Here is a 17,078-nt window from a genome sequence, read left to right as displayed (position 1 = left end):
AGCACATGGTCAGCGTCATCGCTGCCGGAGGTCTCTTCCACCAGGGCGCACCGCGCTCGGGCCGGCGCCCCGGGACCGGTCACGGTCCGTATTGACGGGAACGCCGCAGCAGGAATACTCCCCTCCGCGCTCTCAGGGTACCGGCCGGACCGCCTTTAGGTAAAGACAATCCCAAGGAATGGTCAGCGGACGGTCAGTGCGGGGCCGGTCCCGGGCCGGGCCGGGACCGGCTCGCGGTCACCGCCCGGTGATCCTGGCCAGCACCTGCTGCGCCTCCCAGGGGGCCAGGTGCAGCGGCTCGAACGTCCAGGCGTGCCCGACCCAGGGATCGGCCAGGTGGTCGTCCGGGACGGGGCTCAGCCGCAGCAGCGAGCGCCAGAGGGGGTCGAGCAGCGGCCCGTAGGCCGAGGCCTCGTCACGGTCCGCGACCATCAGGAGGTGCACGCCGACCTGCGGACCCTCGTCGGCCAGATAGCGCAGACGGGTGACGGCGCGCTCGTCGAAGCCGTGCGGGAAGTCGTGGACGATCACCAGCCGGCGCGCGGTGTCGAGGTCCGGCGGCAGGTCCTCCGGGGCGCCCGCCTTGAGGGCCATCTGCACCAGGTCCACCCGCCGCGTCAGCGAGGCCAGCAGCTCGGACACCCCGGCCGCACCGGCCGCCGGCGCCTCCGCGAGCAGGCCGGACAGCGGCGCGAGCGAGGCGGCGGCGGCTCCGGCCGGGTCGATGGCGTGGACCCGGAACTCGCCGGCCGGGTGACTGGCGAGCACCCGGATCGCCAGCGCGACGGCGGTGTCCATGGCGACCCGGCGCAGGTCGTCGGTGTCCATCGCCATGGCGGCCTCGGAGCCGGTGCGCCCGCTGTCGATCCACAGGCCGCGCTCCAGCGGCAGCCTGACCAGCATGGGGATGCGCAGCTCGGGGCTCTCGGGGAGGTACAGGTCTCCGAGGCGGAGCGCCATCGGGGACTCGTCGGGCTGCTCCGCGCCCTGCCACTGGGGGGCGTCCCAGCGGGCGAAGGCCGGCGGCAGGGCGGGTTCGACCACCTCGGACTCGGCGACGAGCTGGGCGAGGTCGCGGTCCAGCACGGCGCGGGCCTGGGCGACCAGTTCCTCGCGGCGGGCCTGGGCGGTGTCGCGGGCGGAGTCCGCGGCGCCCCCGAGGCGGGCGCGCGGGTCGGTGAGGGTCTGGTCGAGTTCGCGCTCCAGCCGGGAGTCGGCGAACTCGACCGCGTTGCGGTACGCGGCGACGGCCCGGGCCAGGTCCTCGAACATGCCCCAGACCTGGTTGTAGAGCCGCTCCTCCATGGTCCATCCGGTGGCGTCGCCCGCCACGGGGCGGGGTGCCTCGCCCTCGGCCGGCTCGGGGGCCCGCGGGACGGGCGGCGGGGGCGTGGTGCGGGCGCGCCGCGGGTGGGCGTAGTCGATGCCGGAACCGCCGGTGGCGGGCTCCGCCGCGGTGCCGGCGGGCGCGCCCGGCACGTCGGACGGCACGGGCGGTACGGGGCCGGTGACGGTGGTGCGTACGGGGCCGGCCCCGGCGTGTACGCGGGCGGCCAGGTCGGCGGCCTCGGGGGCCGGCAGGCCGTGGTCGGCCAGCAGTGCGGCGAGGCCCCCGGCGTAGCCCTGGCCGACGGCCCGCACCTTCCAGGCGTCCTGCCGGCGGTAGAGCTCCAGGGCGATCAGGGCGGTCTCGGCCCCGAGGCCGGTGACCGTGTACGTGGCCAGCTCGACGCCCGTGGGCTCGGTGACCGCGACGAAGGGCGCGGCGGCCGAGCCGAAGCTCACGGGCCCGGCGCCGGGCACGAGGGCCAGCAGCACGCCGACCCGGTGCACCTCGTCGGGCAGCTCGGCGAGGTCGACCGCGATCAGGTGCCGGGCTGCGGCACCGCCGGGCAGGGTGACTCCGGGCAGGCCCGGGGCCCGGTGGGCCAGGGCCCCGGGCCCGGACACGCGGCCCGCGGCGTCACAGAGGACGGCGCCGGCCAGTACGGCGGTACCCGCCGACACCCGGATCTCGACCCGGGTCCCGGGCAGCGGGTGGTTCTGCCCCCGCGTCAGCTCGGCCGTCATCGCCGTACTCCCCCTCGTGTCACATGGCCGCGGCCGGCACCCGTGGCCGTACGCGGCGCCGCCGGTGCCACCGGGCACCGGACGGATCGGTTCCGCGCCGGCTCCCGAACGGCCGGCGCCGGGGCCCCGAGAGGCCCCGGCGGGAACCTACAGGTACCGGACGATCTCCGGCATCAGGTCCTGGAAGGTCCGCCCGTTGGCCGGGTTGCCGAGCGCGGTCATCTTCCAGCCCGCGCCCGCGCGGTGCACCTTGGCCATGATCTGCGCGGTGTACGCGCCGCCGCCGGTGAGGGTGTAGCGGGCCAGCTCCTGGCCGTTGGCCTCGTCGACGATGCGGCAGAAGGCGTTGTCCACCTCCTGGAACGTCTGGCCGGTGAAGGAGTTCACCGTGAAGACGATCTGGTCGACGTGGACCGGCACGCGCTGGAGGTCCACGAGGATGGCCTCGTCGTCCCCGCCCTGGCCGACGCCGCCGACCAGGTTGTCGCCGGTGTGCCGGACCGAGCCGTCGTCGCTGACCAGGTGCCGGAAGAACACCACGTCCACGGGCTGTCCGTCGGCGAAGAGCACCGCGGAGGCGTCGAGGTCGATCTCCCGGGTGCGCGACCCGAACAGCCCGCGCCGCTTGGCGGCCTGCCAGCCCAGGCCCATCCGCACCGCGGTCAGCGTGCCCCCGTCGGCCTTCTGCAGGCTGATGGCCTGGCCCTTGGTCATGTTGACCGTCACGCTCGGTCCCCTCTCGAAGCGTCCACCGCCGCGTATCACGCGGCTGCCCCAACCCTACGCACCGGCGCCGACATCAAGCCTGGTCCGGGCCGAATCTGTAGCTCTCCTGAGACACAGACCCGGCCCGGCGGAGGGCCGGTCAGGCCTGGCCCGCCTCGCGCATCTGCCGCAGCTCCTTCTTGAGTTCGCCGACCTCGTCCCGCAGCCGGGCCGCGATCTCGAACTGGAGCTCCGCCGCGGCCGCGCGCATCCGCGCGGTCATCTCCTCGATCTGCTCCGCCAGTTGTGCCGCCGGACGGTCGGTGAGCACCTCGGTGCCCGCGGCCGCCTTCCCGCCGCCCTTGCCGGCCGCCTTGCCCGACGCGGCCTTGCCGGCCTTCGCGGCCTTGCCGCCGAGGGCGGGCACGGGCGCCTTGGCGGCCTTGCCCTCCTTGCCCTGGCGGTAGCCGGTGCCGAGCAGTTCCTCGGTGTCGATCTCCTCGCGGGCGATGGTCGCCACGATGTCGTTGATCTTCTTGCGGAGCGGCTGCGGGTCGATGCCGTTGGCCGTGTTGTACGCGACCTGCTTCTCGCGTCGCCGGTTGGTCTCCTCGATGGCCTTCTCCATCGCCGGCGTCATCTTGTCCGCGTACATGTGGACCTGGCCGGAGACGTTGCGCGCCGCGCGGCCGATGGTCTGGATCAGGGAGGTGCCCGAGCGCAGGAACCCCTCCTTGTCCGCGTCGAGGATCGCGACGAGGGACACCTCGGGCAGGTCGAGGCCCTCGCGGAGGAGGTTGATGCCGACCAGGACGTCGAACTCGCCGGCGCGCAGCTCGCGGAGCAGTTCGACGCGGCGCAGGGTGTCGACGTCGCTGTGGAGGTAGCGGACCTGGATGCCCAGTTCGAGGAAGTAGTCGGTGAGGTCCTCGGCCATCTTCTTGGTGAGCGTGGTGACGAGGACCCGCTCGTCCTTCTCGACCCGCTGCCGGATCTCGTGGACGAGGTCGTCGATCTGGCCCTCGGTGGGCTTGACCACGACCTCGGGGTCGATCAGGCCGGTGGGGCGGATGATCTGCTCGACGAAACCGTCTCCGCGGGACAGCTCGTACTTGCCGGGCGTGGCCGAGAGGTAGACGGTCTGGCCGATCCGCTCCAGGAACTCCTCCCACTTCAGCGGCCGGTTGTCGAGAGCCGACGGCAGCCGGAAGCCGTGGTCGACCAGCGTGCGCTTGCGGGAGGCGTCGCCCTCGTACATCGCGCCGATCTGGGGCACGGTCACGTGGGACTCGTCGATGACGAGGAGGAAGTCCTCGGGGAAGTAGTCGATCAGGGTGTTCGGCGCGGAGCCGGGCTCGCGGCCGTCCATGTGCAGCGAGTAGTTCTCGATGCCGGAGCAGGACCCGATCTGCTGCATCATCTCCAGGTCGTACGTGGTGCGCATGCGCAGCCGCTGGGCCTCCAGCAGCTTGCCCTGCTTCTCCAGCTCGGCCAGCCGCTCCGCCAGCTCGGTCTCGATGCCCCGGACGGCGTTGTGCATGCGCTCCGGGCCGGCGATGTAGTGGCTGGCGGGGAAGACGTACAGCTCGCGGTCCTCGCTGATCACCTCGCCGGTGAGCGGGTGCAGGGTGGAGAGGGCCTCGATCTCGTCGCCGAACATCTCGATGCGGACGGCAAGTTCCTCGTAGACCGGGAAGATCTCGATGGTGTCGCCGCGGACCCGGAAGGTGCCGCGGGTGAAGGCCAGGTCGTTGCGCGTGTACTGGATGTCGACGAAGCGGCGGAGCAGCTCGTCCCGGTCGGTCTCCTCGCCGACCCTGAGCGGCACCATGCGGTCCACGTACTCCTGCGGGGTGCCCAGGCCGTAGATGCAGGAGACGGACGCGACGACGACCACGTCCCGGCGGGTGAGCAGGGAGTTGGTGGCGGAGTGGCGCAGCCGCTCCACCTCCTCGTTGATCGAGGAGTCCTTCTCGATGTAGGTGTCCGACTGCGGGACGTACGCCTCGGGCTGGTAGTAGTCGTAGTACGAGACGAAGTACTCGACCGCGTTGTTCGGCAGCAGCTCGCGGAACTCGTTCGCCAGCTGGGCGGCGAGGGTCTTGTTCGGGGCCATGACCAGCGTGGGACGCTGGAGCCTCTCGATCATCCACGCCGTCGTGGCCGACTTGCCGGTGCCGGTGGCGCCGAGCAGGACGACGTCCTTCTCACCCGCGCGGATGCGCCGCTCCAGCTCGTCGATGGCGGCGGGCTGGTCACCGCTGGGCTGGTACGGGCTGACGACCTCAAAGGGCGCCACCGTGCGTTCGATCTTCGATACGGGCCGCATGGAACCACCGTACGACCCCCCACTGACATCCCGCCCCGACCGCCCCGGGGCGGCGGTGACCGGCCGGCCGGTTCAGCGGTCGCCGGGGCGGTACGGCCGGTCCCACGCCCGGTCGGGCGCCTGGCCTCCGTTCCGGCCGGGGAGGCGCCCGTACCCGTACCCCCTGACCTGGCCCTGGACCTGGTCGTGGGCCCGGTCGTACGCCTGGCCGTAGCCCTGGTCGGCCCGCGGGAGCACCGGGTAGACGGGCCGGCGGGGCCTGGGCGCGGGCGGCGGCGTCTCGCCGGGCTTCTTCCAGTCGGGCGTGCCCATGACCAGCAGCGGGTCGAACATCACCACCACGCCGGCGATCACCAGGAAGACCACCGGGCCGATCAGCATGGGTGCGAGGAGGGTCGCGGGCGCGGAGCCGCCGATGTCGGTGAACCCTCCGTGCAGGCGCACCGACACGGAGGTCATCGCCGTGTAGTGCATCCCGCTGACCGCGCCGCCCATCACCAGGCTGGCGCCGACCGCCGGCAGGAACCCGCGGACGGTGACCGCCGCCCAGAGGGCCGCGGTGGCGGCGACCACGGCGATCACCACCGAGAGGGCCACGACCTTCGTGTCGTACTCCAGGTGGCCGCGCAGCCGCATCCCCGCCATGCCGAGGTAGTGCATGGACGCGACGCCCAGCCCGGTGATCGTGCCGCCGGTCACCAGGGACATGGGGGTGCTGCCCCGGTAGCCCACGATGAAGATCCCCACGCCCACCATGACGACGGCCACGGCAAGGCTGGCGAATGTGGTCCGTTTGTCGTAGTTCAGTGGCGACTCGGCGACCGAGAACCCCATCATCGCGATGAAGTGCATGGTCCAGATGCCGGAGCCGATGGCGGTGGCCCCCAGGGCGAGCCAGCCGGGCCGCCACGAGCGCTCGACGAGGAGGGAACGAGTGGTGCAGCGCAGGCCGAGCGCCCCGCCGAGACACGCCATCAGATACGCCGCGAGGGGCGTGATCACGCCATAGCTGAACCCGTCGACCGTGCCGACCGTGCCGGTCACGACGTCCGTCCCGCCCATCCCTGCCCGCCCTTCAGCAAGTCCCGGCCGTGACCGGCACCAACTCGTCCCGCCCTGGGCCTGATTGAGGGCGAGATTAGGGCCGCCGGGCGCCCCCGCGCACTGCCAAGCGCCAGATTCCCCGCACCCGATTTCCGCCACGGCGGAGCCATGACGGCGATCCGGTCGGATTCGTTCTCCTCTCGGCCACCCCGGCCCCGCCCGCCGTTGCCGGCACACCGTCATGCTCGCCACGGCCACCACTGTCGTCGCCGGCCGGACCGCCGGCCCCCGGCACCAGGAGCACGCCCATGTACGTACGCCCCTCCCGGCGATCCCTCTCCCTGGCCGCGGCCACCGCGCTGCTCGGCCTCGCCCTCACCCTGGCCGGAGCCACGGCCTCCGTTGCCCGGTCCTCCGCCGAACCGGCCGCGGGGACCCCGGCCCGACCCGCCCTCCCGGGGGCGCCCGGGGCCCTGCCGGGCCGGCTCGGCGCCCCCACCGTCTTCGCCCACCGGGGGGCTTCGGCGTACGCGCCGGAGAACACCCTCGCCGCCGTCGACCACGCCGACGGGCTCGGCATCGACTGGGTGGAGAACGACGTCCAGCGCACCAGGGACGGCGAGCTGGTCGTCGTCCACGACGAGACCCTGGCCCGGACGACGGACGTGGAGCAGGTCTTCCCCGACCGCTCGCCCTGGCGGGTCGCGGACTTCACGGCCGCCGAGATCGCCCGGCTGGACGCGGGCAGCTGGTTCGGCTCCGCGTACGCGGGGGCCCGGGTGCCCACGCTGCGCGAGTACCTCGACCGGCTGGAGCTGAACGGGCAGCGCCTGCTGCTGGAGATCAAGCTGCCCGCCCTCTACCCGGGCATCGAGGAGGACACCCTGCGGGTGCTGGAGGAGGCCGGGTGGCTCGACCTGCGGCACGTGACGCGGCGGCTCGTGGTGCAGAGCTTCGCCGCCGACTCGATCCGGGCCGTGCACGCGCTGCGGCCTGACCTCACCACGGCCTTCCTGGGCACCCCCGCGGTGGCGGACCTGCCCGCGTACGCGGCCTTCACCGACCGGATCAATCCCTGGTACGGCGGCATCTCCGCGGAGTGGGTGGCGGCCGTGCACGACCTCAGGGGGCCGCACGGCAGGCGGCTGGAGGTCGACGCCTGGACCGTGGACAACGCGGACGCCGCCGTGCGGATGGCGGACCTGGGCGTGGACGGGATCATCACGAACCGGCCGGACCGGATCAGGGACGCGGTGACCGGCCGCTGAGCGGGCCGGAGGGCACCCCGGGCGGGCGCGCGGCGACCCTGCCGGCGGGCGCGCGGAGATCACGGCGGGCGTTGTCGGCGGGGCGCCGTACGGTGGTTGCGTGAACCTCGATGAGCGCCACCTCGAATGGACCGTCGTCGACAGCGGCGTCGGCCCGCTGTTCCTCGCCGCCACACCCGCCGGGCTGGTCCGCGTCGAGTTCCACGGCGAGGAGCGCCGCATGGCACCGCTCGCCGCGCGCCTGGGAGCGGAGCCGGTCCGGCCGCCCGCCGGCGAGGAGGTGCTGCTGGCGGAGCCCGTGCGCCAGCTGGCCGCGTACTTCGCCGGGGAGCTCAAGCGGTTCGAGCTGGCGCTGGACTGGCGGCTGAGCGCCGGCTTCAACCGCCGGGTGCTGCACGAGCTGGAGCGGTCGGTGCCGTACGGCTCGGTCGTGGGGTACGGCGAACTGGCCGCCCGTGTGGGACAGCCCGGGGCGGCGCAGGCGGTGGGCGCGGCCATGGGCTCCAACCCGCTGCCGGTCGTGGTTCCCTGCCACCGGGTGGTGGAGAACGACGGGGGCATCGGCGGCTTCGGGGGCGGTCTGGAGGCCAAGCGGACGCTGCTCGCGCTGGAGGGCGTCCTCCCGGAGCCGCTGTTCTGAGCCGCCGGCGGTGGTGGGGACGCGGCGGCAGGCGGCACCGGAAAATGCCTGTTCCGCCCGGGGGTGAGGGCTGCGACACTGCGTCGGTGACCACCGATCCCGCGTGTACCGACGCCACCCCCGGCACCCCGTCCGCCGCCGCACCCGCCGTGACCCCCGAGGAGCTGCCCGCGCTGCGGCGGCGCACCTCCGCGGTGCTCATCGGCAGCCAGATCCTGGGCGGCCTCGGCGTGCCCATCGCCATCGCGCTGGCCCCGGTGCTGGCCACCCAGGTGAGCGGCAGCGAGTCGATGTCCGGCCTGGCGCCGACGGCCTCGGTCACCGGCACCGCGCTGCTGTCGCTGCCGCTGGCCGCGCTGATGACCCGGCGGGGCCGGCGGGCCGGGCTGGTCCTCGCGTACGTGATCGGCGCGTTCGGCGGCGGCCTGGTGGTCCTGGGGGCGGCGCTGGACAACTTCCCGCTGCTGCTGCTCGGCATGGCCTGCTTCGGTGCGGCCTCCTCGGCGAACCTCCAGGCCCGCTTCGCGGCGGCCGACCTGGCCGCGCCGGACCACCGGGCGCGGGCCATCTCGACGGTCGTGTGGGCGACCACCATCGGCGCGGTGCTGGGACCGAACCTGGCGGCGCCGGCGAGCCGGAGCTTCGCCGGCACCTCGATACCCGAGCTCGCCGGGCCCTTCCTGTGGGCGGCGGCGATCTTCCTGCTGGCCGCGCTGCTGGTCGGCGTACTGCTCCGGCCCGACCCCCTGCTCACCGCACGCGCGCTGGCCGGGCCCGCCGAGCAGCAGGCGGAGGCACGTTCGCTGAAGGCCGGGCTGGCGGCCGTGGCGGCCTCGCCGCGGGCGCGGCTGGCGCTGGTCACGGTGGCCGTGTCGCACACCGCGATGGTCTCGATCATGGTGATGACGCCGGTGGACCTCGGGCACCACGGAGCGGACCTGGAGCTGGTCGGCCTGGTCATCAGCGGCCACATCGCCGGCATGTACGCCTTCTCGCCCGTGTGGGGCTGGCTGGCGGACCGGGTCGGCAGGTTCTCGGTGATCGGCCTGTCGGCCGGCCTGATCGCACTGGCCGCGCTGCTCGCCGGCACGGCCGGCCCGGACCACGGGCGGACCGCGGCCGGACTCTTCCTGCTCGGCCTGGGCTGGTCGGCCGGGCTCGTGTCCGGCTCGGCGCTGCTGACCGACTCGGTGCCGCAGGCCGCGCGGGCCGCCGTACAGGGCCTGGCCGACCTCACCAGCAGCGCCTGCGCGGGCCTGGGCGGCGCGGCCGCGGGCCTGATCGTGGCGCAGGCGAGCTATGGCTGGCTGAACCTCATCGGCGCCTCGCTGCTGCTGCCGATGGCGGGGCTCGCGCTGTTCACGGCGCGCCGCCACCCCGCGCCGAAGACGCGGGGCGGGAAGCCGGCGGACCCGGCGTCGTAAGCGCTTCGTCCGCTTGGCGGCGGCGTGGCGACGGCGGCGACGGCCGGCGTGGCGACTGCAGTGTCGTCGGGCGGTCGTCAGGGGCTCGTCGCGGGCTCCGGGGCTCGTCAGAGGCTGATGTGGTACGCCTTGCGGAGGGTCTCGTGGACGGTCCACGTCGTACGGTCGCCCTCGCGCAGCACGGCCGCCGTGCCCGGTCCGACCTCCAGCGTGTCGCCGCCCTCCACCTCGACGGTGGCCCGGCCGCTGATCACGACGAACAGTTCGTTCGCCTCGGTGTCCGTCACCACGCCCGGGGTGATCTGCCAGATGCCGCGCAGTTGCTTGCCGTCGGCCGACTCCCAGAGCACCTTGCCGGTCACCACGGGGTCGCCGGAGACGATCTGGGCCGGGTCCAGGGGCTCGGCCTCCAGCTCGACGTCGGGGACGGAAACGGCGAAGGAGGCGGGGGCGAGGTCATGGTCACGGGTGCTCATGGCCCGCCACACTAGCCGCCGCGCGACGTGTCGTGGCTGGTCAGACCGTCCACAATCGGCCCCTTGCACGCGTCAGAGTGCCGGGCGCGTTTGACGGCGTGGATCTCGTGCCATGGATGGGGACATGCCACAGCAGCCAGCGGTCCCGGTCCTGTCGGAGGAAGTGCGCGAGGCGGTGGAGCGCGGCGCTCCCGTCGTCGCCCTGGAGTCCACGATCATCGCGCACGGGCTGCCACGCCCGCGCAACCTGGCGGTGGGCGAGGAACTGGAGGCGCTGGTGCGCGCGGAGGGCGCGGTGCCGGCCACCGTCGCGGTGCTCGACGGCGTCCCGTACGCGGGCCTGGACAAGGCCGGTCTCGAACGGATCGCGGGGGACGCCTCGGTGCGCAAGCTCGGGCACCGCGACCTGGCTCCCGCCATGGCGGCGGGGGCGTCGGGGGCGACGACGGTGTCCGCCACGGCCTTCCTGGCCGCGCGGGCCGGCCTGCGGGTCTTCGCGACCGGCGGGCTGGGCGGCGTGCACCGGGAGTGGGCGGCGACCCAGGACGAGTCCGCCGACCTGGCGCTGCTCGCCCGGACGCGGATCACGGTGGTGTGCGCGGGGGTGAAGTCGATCCTGGACGTGCCGGCCACGCTCCAGCGGCTGGAGACCCTGGGCGTCGGCATCCTCGGCTACCGGACGGAACGTTTCCCCGGCTTCTACCTGAGCAGTTCGGGCCTGCCGGTCGACTGGACGGTGCGTACGCCGGAGGAGGTCGCCCGGGTCATGGCGGCGCAGGACGCCCTCGGGGGGCCCGGGTCGGCGCTGCTGGTGGCCAATCCGGTGCCGGAGGCGGAGCAGTTGGATCCCGCGCTGCACGACCGGGTGCTGGCGGAGGCCCTGGAACGCTGCCGGGCGGAGGGGATCACGGGCCAGGCGGTGACGCCGTTCCTGCTGGACCGGCTGGTACGGGCGACCGGCGGGGCGTCGCTGGAGGCCAACCTGGCGGCGGTGCGCGGGAACGTGCGGCTGGCGGCACGGGTGGCCGGGGTGTGGGCGGGCCGGCCCGGTGCGGGGCGCGGGGCGGGTCCGGGTGTGAGGGGCGAGGCGGGTCCCGGTGCGGGGCGCGAGGCGGGTCCCGGTGCGGGGCGCGAGGCGGGTCCCGGTGGCCGGCCGGGGGCCGGGGCGGGTCCCGCGCGGTGAGCGGGGGGCTGCTGGTCGTGGGGGACGTGGTGACCGACGTGGTGGCGGTCCATCCGGAGCCGCTGGCCCCGGCCACCGACACGCCCGCCCGCATCCGGACGCTGCCGGGCGGCGCGGGGGCCAACGCGGCGTGCTGGGCGGCGCACGAGGGGCTGGCCGAGGTCGGCCTGCTGGCCCGGGTGGGCGCCGAGTCCGCGGCCTGGCACGAGCGCGCGCTGGCCGAGGCGGGGGTGCGGGCCCGGCTGGTCGTGGACCCCGCGGAGCCGACGGCCACGGTGGTCTCCCTGGTGGACGGGGCCGCGGAGCGCACCTTCCTCACGGACAGCGGCGCCGCCCTCTGCCTCTCCCCCGCCGACTGGGCGCCCGAGCTGCTGGACGGGGTGGCCCACCTGCACCTGTCGGGCTACCTGTTCTTCGGTGACACGAGCCGGGCCGCGGCGGTGGCGGCACTCGGTTCGGCGCGGGCGCGGGGGGTGCCAGTGAGCGTGGACCCCGCGTCCGCGGGCTTCCTCTCCGGGCTCGGGGCGGAACGTTTCCTCGATGCGGTGGGGGACGCCGGCGTGCTGCTGCCGAACGCGGACGAGGCCCGGCTGCTGGCCGGTCTGGCGCCGGACGCCGACGCGGGGCTGGCGGCGGCGGAGCTGAGCCGGCGGGTGCCGCTGGTGGTGGTGACGCTGGGGGCGGCGGGCGCGCTGGTGGCCGAGGCGGGCGCGGTGACCGCCCGGGTGCCGGGGCGGCCGGCGCGGGCCCTGGACACGACGGGTGCGGGGGACGCGTTCACGGGCGCGTTCCTGGCGGCCCGGCTGGGCGGTGCCGGGGTGGCCGACGCGGCCCGGGCCGGGTGCCGCGCGGGCGCGGCCGCGGTGGGGCGGCTGGGCGGCCGGCCGGGGTGAGGGCCGGGCCCTGGGGTCAGGTGCGGAAGCCCGTCCAGGCCGGGTGCCGCGGGTCGTCGGCCCGTACCAGCGCGTCCGCCGCCTCCCCGGGGGCGGTCTCGGCCTCGTACCGCTCGAAGGCCGGCAGCGTCCACCGGTCGGCCTCGGGCGTGCGGCGGGCGAGCGCGCCGGGCGACAGGCTCACGTGCACGCTGAGGTCGAAGGGGAACCAGCGCCCGAGCAGCAGCGGACCGTGGACGATCAGCACGCCGCCCGGCGGGAGTTCGACATACGGGCTGCGGGTGGCCCGGTCGGTGACCGGGTCCCACAGGTCGGGCAGGACCCGTCCGCTGCCGCCCGGCTCCAGCGGGCCGAAGACCTCCCGCCAGAGCGCGTTCGTGTCGTACCAGCCGCCGAGGTAGGACTCCACGTCGCGGCGGCCGAACTCGTAGCGCAGGGAGGCGGGGCGGAGGAAGCCGTCCGCGGGGACCACCAGGACGGAACGGCCGCGCAGCCGCAGCTCGTCGGCGGTACGGGCGGCCAGGTCCCCGGTGCCGGCGGCGGGCGCGCCGTCCACGGCCAGCCGCTGCCAGGGGCCCCCGTCGCGGGTGTCCGGGTGTGCGCCGAGGTGGTCCGCGAGGGCCTCGGCCAGCCGTTCCCAGGTGATCGCTTCCATCCGCACGGTCCCATTGTCCCGGTCGTCCGCCGGGCGTTGTCAGTGGTGGGCCCTAGCGTCTTTCCCAGTGATCTCCGGCGGCGGGAAAGCCGCCGGTACCGGCCTGGGGAGGGGTCTGTCATGTCTGCGGAGTCGCTGGTCGAGGACGTCACGTACCTGGAGCTGTCGCAGGACGGCGGCGGTGCGCACAAGTTCTACGAGGTGACGGTCGCGGGCACCGCCGTCACCGTGCGGTACGGCCGGATCGGGGCCGACGGCCAGGTGCAGCGCTCGTCCTTCCCGACCGTGGGGAAGGCCCGCGCGGCCGCGGCGAAGAAGATCGGCGAGAAGGTGCGCAAGGGGTACGCCCCCGCGGTGCGCGGGCAGCGGGCCGCCCGGGCGGTGACCCGGCGTCAGGTGACGTCGTCGCGGTCGACGGCACGGTCGGTGGCGCCCGTGCTGTGGCGCTTCCGCACCGGGGCCGCCGCCTTCGGCATCCACATCGACGCGGACCGCTGCTGGGTGGGGAACCAGGCGGGCGACGTGTACACCCTCAGCCACGGCGGCGAGGTGCTCGCCAGGTACTCGCTGCCGGACGGGGTGAAGTGCCTGGTCGCGGACGAGTTCTGGATCTACGCGGGCTGTGACGACGGCACGGTGTACGACCTGTCGTCGAAGGTGCCGTTCGGCGCGTACTCGATCGCCGACGACGTGGACATCTTCTGGCTGGACATCCACGAGGGCGTGCTCAACGTGGCCGACGCGAACGGCGGCCTGACGGTGATCGACCACGAGGACGAGTTCCAGTGGTCGCGCCGGTCCTCGGGGCGGCACGCCTGGATGGTGCGGGCGGACGCCGGCGCCGTCTACCACGGGCACGACAAGGGCGTGACGGCGTACGCCCCGGACGGCGGCGGGGAGCTGTGGCACACGCCGACGAACGGCTCGGTGCTGTTCGGCTGGCAGGAGGACCACGCGGTGTACGCCGGCACGGGGCGGAGCGTGGTGCAGCGGCTGTCGAAGGCGACGGGCGCGGTGGAGGCGACCTACCACTGCGACACGACCGTGTACGCGTGCGCCACCTCCGAGGACGGGCGGCACGTGTTCGCCGGCGACTCCTCCTCGTCGGTGTACTGCTTCGACGCGGACGGGCGGCGGCTGTGGAAGCTGGGCACCGGGGGCGGTTCCGCGCTGTCGATGCAGTACCTGGACGAGAAGCTGTACCTGGTGACCACGGACGGCTCGCTGGTCTGCGTGGACGCGAGCGAGGCGGCCATCACGGCGGCGCAGTCGGGTTCGGTGCCGACCGCGGTGGACGTGAAGCAGGCGGCCGCGCTGCCCACGTACACCCCGGCCGCGTCGGTGGCCCAGGTGGCGACGGTGACGGTGGCCCCGGCGGGCGGGATCGTGGTCGAGTGCGTGCAGCAGGGCGGACGGCTGCGGGTCCACGTGGTGTCGGACGGCTACGAGCCGTCGTGGAACGTGCAGTTCCCGCGCGGGATCCGGGAGCCGGGCGCGCGGTACGTGGTCGAGGGGCTGCACGCGGCCTCGTCCGGGTTCTACCGCGTGCGCGGTGAGATACGGCGCCTGGTGTGAGGCAGCGGCGGCGGATCGCCCGCGGCAGGTGAGAGCGGGGTCCGGGAGCGGTATCAACCCACCGTCAACTTCTCGGCCCTGAAGGACCGAGCTTGCCACCCGATCCGCGAAAGGCCGTGATTGCAAGTGGAGCGCGACTGGCTGCCGCGTGGTCCCCTGCGTCCGGAACTAGCTGACGCCAGTTCTGGGGCGATTGACTGCGCCCCGCTGCCACGCGGCATCGGCCCGGTGGGCGATGTTGCGGGAGCCGTTGTGGTCCGCGTGCAGGGTGGTCCCGCAGGACTTGCACACGAACCGTGCTTGGGTGATCCGGTTGGACCTGTGGGTGTGCCAGCACTCGGAGCATTGGCGGGAGGTGTTGCGTGGGTCCACATGGACCACGGGGACACCGGCCCGCTGTGCCTTGTAGGCGACGAATGCACCGAGCTGGGCGAATGCCCAGGAGTGCAGCTTGGCCCGCTGGTCCTTCTTGGCCGTAACCCTGGCGCGGATACCGGAAAGGTCTTCCAGTCCGATACCGCGCGAGGTGCGTTCAGCGGTGGTCACAAGCTTCTTGGCGATGACGTGGTTGGTGTGGGCCGCGTGCCGGGCTTCCCGGCGGCGGACGCGCTTCAGGACCCGCTTGGCGGACTTGGTGCGCTTCTTCTGCAACTTCTGCCGCAGGTCACGGTGCCGCTTGCGGTAGCGGTTCAGGCGGCGTCCGGCCAGAATCTCCCCGTCGGACGTCGTGGCGATGTTCACGATCCCGAGGTCCACGCCGAGGAACCCTTGAGGTTCGATCAGCTCGGGTTCGGGCACGTCGATGGTGGCGATCAGCAGGAACATCCCGTCGCGCATCACCAGGTCGCTCTCACCCTTACGCGAGCCAAGCAAGCGCAGCGCTTCGGGCGAGCACACGAACGGAACGTGCTTGAGCCGACCGGCCACCGTCCAGATGCTGACGGTCCGGACGTCCAAGTTCCAGGTCAGCATCCGGTCGTCGTACGGCTGGGCCGCACCGTCACGGAAGCTGATCGGCTTGGACTCGGCGCGGGTGCGCCGCTTGGAGCCCGGCTTTCCGAGGTTCCCGGCCTTGATGTTGGCCTTGAGCGTGGTGTACGCGTCGCACACCTTCGTGATCGTGCGGACCGCCGCCTGCGCCCCGAGGTCGAAATCGGCCCGGAGCCGGTGGTAGACGGCATCCTGCAACACATTCCGCCGCTTGAGGTCCTTGGCGAACGCCACCTCAGAGGCCGCATTCGCGGCCCGGTTGCAGGCACGCAGAGTCGCCGCCAGTGCGCCCGCATCATGCGCGGACGCAGGCAACAACTTCACCTGCGCGACAATCTTCACGCAGAACACGCTAGTAGCGCCGATCGCGGGAGGTCAAGTTGAGGTACCGACAGATGTGCAGCGAACTCCGGCGCTCCGCGCCTCCGCGCCAAAGACCAATTCCTCCCGGGGCTGAAGGCCCTGGCTTCCTTGGAGAAATCCGGTGAACCTCGTGGTCTTCGAACCCCTCAAGGCGGTGCACTGCGCGGAGTGCCGGGCCGGACCGCTGCGCCGGCACGTCCGGGAGAACCGCGTGCCCCGCTGTCTGGACTGTGCCGACCTCGGGCACCTGGTCTACCTGCCGCGCGGCGACACGGCGCTCACCCGCCGGGCGCGGGAGGGCAGTTCGCTGTACGCCGTGGTCGTGCGGTTCAACAAACGGCGCCGCAGGCACGAGCGGCAGGGGCTGCTCGTGGAGGGGACCGCGCTGGTCCGGGCCGAGGCCCGGTGCCGGGCGGACGCCGGCGCGCGGGCCCGGCGGCGGGCCCGCGACCAGGTGCGCCGCGCGGCCGAGGACAGCCGGTTCACCGCGGCGTTCGCGGCGGAGATACGCCGGCTGTTCCCCGGCATCCCGCCCGAGCGGGCGCTGTCGGTCGCCGCGCACGCCTCGGTGCGGGGCAGCGGGCGGGTGGGGCGCAGTGCGGCCGGCCGCGCCCTGCACGAAGACGCGGTCGCGGTCGCGGTGCGCGCCTCCGTGCGGCACATGGACACGGAATACGACGCGCTGCTGATGGCGGGGGTGCCCCGCTTCGAGGCCCGGGCCCGGCTGGCGGCCCGGATCGAGGCGGTGATGGCCTCCTGGCGGGACCCGGCCTGACCCGCCGCCCAGACACCCCCGCCGGTCCTAGGGGGCGGTGCGGAACCGCCGGTAGAGCAGGGCGCCGCCCAGCAGCAGGCCGGCGCCCGCGGGGGCGAGGTAGCCGAGGGCCTCGGTCCCGGTGTGGGCGAGACCCGGGCCGCCGGGCCGCGGCGGCTGCGCCACGGGCCGGGGGGTGGGCGCGACCGGGCGCGTCACCGGCGGCTGCGGGGGCTTGGGGCCGCTGCGCACCGGTCCGGGGCCGTTGACGGACGTGTTGCCGGTGGAGGCGTTGCCGACGCCGACGACGTTGACCGAGTTGCCGCTGACGTTCACCGGCACCTTGACGGGCAGTTGGACGGCGTTGCCGGAGAGGATCCCCGGTGAATCCTTTCCGCTGCCGCGCACCAGCACGTCCTCGCCCTCTCCCCCGTCGTCGTGCCCCCCGCCGGGTTTACCGGGACGGGCCCGGCCGTCCTCGTTCGTGCAGGTGTTGCCCGCGGCCGGGTTGAGCAGCCCGGCCACGCTCACGGTGTTGCCGCAGACGTTCACCGGCACATGGACCGGGAGCTGTACGAGGTTCCCGGAGACCAGTCCGGGCGATCCGGCCGCCGCGCCGTCGGCGGCGCTGTCGGCCCAGGCGCCCCCGGCGAGGCCCGCGAGGGAGAGCGCCCCACCCGCAACGACCGTCGCGATCAAGCCATTTCGA

15 protein-coding genes are annotated in these 17,078 nt (G+C 74.0%); 7 read left to right on the top strand and 8 right to left on the bottom strand.

Features of this window, described 5'->3' with window-relative positions:
* Positions 1-237 precede the first annotated feature (237 nt).
* From ACIQUQ_RS08280 to ACIQUQ_RS08265, 4 genes are all read right to left on the bottom strand, one after another.
* A complete protein-coding gene (locus tag ACIQUQ_RS08280; RefSeq protein WP_403972637.1) occupies positions 238-2,070 on the bottom strand; it encodes a TerD family protein in 1,833 nt (610 codons plus the stop codon).
* Between the two features lie 147 nt (positions 2,071-2,217).
* Positions 2,218-2,796: a TerD family protein gene (locus tag ACIQUQ_RS08275; RefSeq protein WP_399940136.1), complete on the bottom strand. Its 579-nt coding sequence runs from the start codon at positions 2,794-2,796 to the stop codon at positions 2,218-2,220.
* Positions 2,797-2,935: 139 nt separating this feature from the next.
* A complete protein-coding gene (gene uvrB, locus ACIQUQ_RS08270) occupies positions 2,936-5,104 on the bottom strand; it encodes an excinuclease ABC subunit UvrB (RefSeq protein WP_403972634.1) in 2,169 nt (722 codons plus the stop codon).
* A 72-nt stretch (positions 5,105-5,176) separates the two neighbouring features.
* Positions 5,177-6,166 (bottom strand): MHYT domain-containing protein, encoded by a 990-nt coding sequence (locus tag ACIQUQ_RS08265; protein WP_403972631.1) that lies wholly within the window; start codon positions 6,164-6,166, stop codon positions 5,177-5,179.
* A 290-nt stretch (positions 6,167-6,456) separates the two neighbouring features.
* On the opposite strand from ACIQUQ_RS08265, the gene ACIQUQ_RS08260 reads away from it, so the two are divergent.
* From ACIQUQ_RS08260 to ACIQUQ_RS08250, 3 genes are all read left to right on the top strand, one after another.
* The gene (locus tag ACIQUQ_RS08260) at positions 6,457-7,416 is read left to right on the top strand and encodes a glycerophosphodiester phosphodiesterase (protein ID WP_403972629.1); all 960 of its coding nucleotides are present in this window, start codon (positions 6,457-6,459) and stop codon (positions 7,414-7,416) included.
* A 100-nt stretch (positions 7,417-7,516) separates the two neighbouring features.
* Positions 7,517-8,056, top strand: coding sequence for a methylated-DNA--[protein]-cysteine S-methyltransferase (locus ACIQUQ_RS08255; RefSeq protein WP_403972626.1), 540 nt, complete (start codon positions 7,517-7,519; stop codon positions 8,054-8,056).
* Between the two features lie 44 nt (positions 8,057-8,100).
* Positions 8,101-9,480, top strand: coding sequence for an MFS transporter (locus tag ACIQUQ_RS08250; RefSeq protein ID WP_403972624.1), 1,380 nt, complete (start codon positions 8,101-8,103; stop codon positions 9,478-9,480).
* Between the two features lie 107 nt (positions 9,481-9,587).
* Here ACIQUQ_RS08250 and ACIQUQ_RS08245 read toward each other — a convergent pair whose 3' ends face one another.
* Positions 9,588-9,956, bottom strand: a complete 369-nt coding sequence (locus ACIQUQ_RS08245) for a cupin domain-containing protein (RefSeq protein WP_403661013.1) — start codon at positions 9,954-9,956, stop codon at positions 9,588-9,590.
* Positions 9,957-10,080: 124 nt separating this feature from the next.
* Between ACIQUQ_RS08245 and ACIQUQ_RS08240 the strand changes: the two genes are divergently transcribed.
* Positions 10,081-11,139: a pseudouridine-5'-phosphate glycosidase gene (locus ACIQUQ_RS08240; protein WP_403972622.1), complete on the top strand. Its 1,059-nt coding sequence runs from the start codon at positions 10,081-10,083 to the stop codon at positions 11,137-11,139.
* Positions 11,136-12,032 (top strand): carbohydrate kinase family protein, encoded by an 897-nt coding sequence (locus ACIQUQ_RS08235; protein WP_403972620.1) that lies wholly within the window; start codon positions 11,136-11,138, stop codon positions 12,030-12,032. The genes ACIQUQ_RS08240 and ACIQUQ_RS08235 overlap by 4 nt, the downstream gene beginning before the upstream one ends.
* Before the next feature lie 16 nt (positions 12,033-12,048).
* Here ACIQUQ_RS08235 and ACIQUQ_RS08230 read toward each other — a convergent pair whose 3' ends face one another.
* Positions 12,049-12,693: a uridine kinase gene (locus ACIQUQ_RS08230; protein WP_403972617.1), complete on the bottom strand. Its 645-nt coding sequence runs from the start codon at positions 12,691-12,693 to the stop codon at positions 12,049-12,051.
* A gap of 114 nt (positions 12,694-12,807) precedes the next feature.
* On the opposite strand from ACIQUQ_RS08230, the gene ACIQUQ_RS08225 reads away from it, so the two are divergent.
* A complete protein-coding gene (locus tag ACIQUQ_RS08225) occupies positions 12,808-14,262 on the top strand; it encodes a WGR domain-containing protein (protein ID WP_403972615.1) in 1,455 nt (484 codons plus the stop codon).
* Between the two features lie 168 nt (positions 14,263-14,430).
* Here the strand turns inward: ACIQUQ_RS08225 and ACIQUQ_RS08220 are convergent, their stop codons facing one another.
* Entirely contained in the window at positions 14,431-15,594 is a 1,164-nt protein-coding gene (locus ACIQUQ_RS08220) for an RNA-guided endonuclease InsQ/TnpB family protein (RefSeq protein ID WP_403972612.1), read from the bottom strand.
* Between the two features lie 142 nt (positions 15,595-15,736).
* Between ACIQUQ_RS08220 and ACIQUQ_RS08215 the strand changes: the two genes are divergently transcribed.
* Positions 15,737-16,390, top strand: coding sequence for a DUF2293 domain-containing protein (locus ACIQUQ_RS08215; RefSeq protein WP_403972609.1), 654 nt, complete (start codon positions 15,737-15,739; stop codon positions 16,388-16,390).
* Between the two features lie 27 nt (positions 16,391-16,417).
* Here the strand turns inward: ACIQUQ_RS08215 and ACIQUQ_RS08210 are convergent, their stop codons facing one another.
* On the bottom strand, positions 16,418-17,068 hold the full coding sequence (locus ACIQUQ_RS08210; RefSeq protein ID WP_403972606.1) for a chaplin: 651 nt from the start codon (positions 17,066-17,068) through the stop codon (positions 16,418-16,420).
* Positions 17,069-17,078 lie beyond the last annotated feature (10 nt).

Origin of the sequence: Streptomyces sp. NPDC101118 (assembly GCF_044759445.1) — a bacterium.
Lineage (GTDB): Bacteria > Actinomycetota > Actinomycetes > Streptomycetales > Streptomycetaceae > Streptomyces.
The sequence above is the reverse complement of the archived record's forward strand: the minus strand, read 5'-3'. Positions and strand labels throughout refer to the sequence as shown.

Excerpts from the sequence above, each read along its gene's own strand:
- ACIQUQ_RS08280 (WP_403972637.1), bottom strand. The coding sequence starts at position 2,070 with ATGACGGCCGAGCTGACGCGGGGGCAGAACCACCCGCTGCCCGGGACC.
- uvrB (WP_403972634.1), bottom strand. The coding sequence starts at position 5,104 with ATGCGGCCCGTATCGAAGATCGAACGCACGGTGGCGCCCTTTGAGGTC.
- ACIQUQ_RS08265 (WP_403972631.1), bottom strand. The coding sequence starts at position 6,166 with ATGGGCGGGACGGACGTCGTGACCGGCACGGTCGGCACGGTCGACGGG.
- ACIQUQ_RS08260 (WP_403972629.1), top strand. The coding sequence starts at position 6,457 with ATGTACGTACGCCCCTCCCGGCGATCCCTCTCCCTGGCCGCGGCCACC.
- ACIQUQ_RS08250 (WP_403972624.1), top strand. The coding sequence starts at position 8,101 with ATGCCTGTTCCGCCCGGGGGTGAGGGCTGCGACACTGCGTCGGTGACC.
- ACIQUQ_RS08245 (WP_403661013.1), bottom strand. The coding sequence starts at position 9,956 with ATGAGCACCCGTGACCATGACCTCGCCCCCGCCTCCTTCGCCGTTTCC.
- ACIQUQ_RS08240 (WP_403972622.1), top strand. The coding sequence starts at position 10,081 with ATGCCACAGCAGCCAGCGGTCCCGGTCCTGTCGGAGGAAGTGCGCGAG.
- ACIQUQ_RS08225 (WP_403972615.1), top strand. The coding sequence starts at position 12,808 with ATGTCTGCGGAGTCGCTGGTCGAGGACGTCACGTACCTGGAGCTGTCG.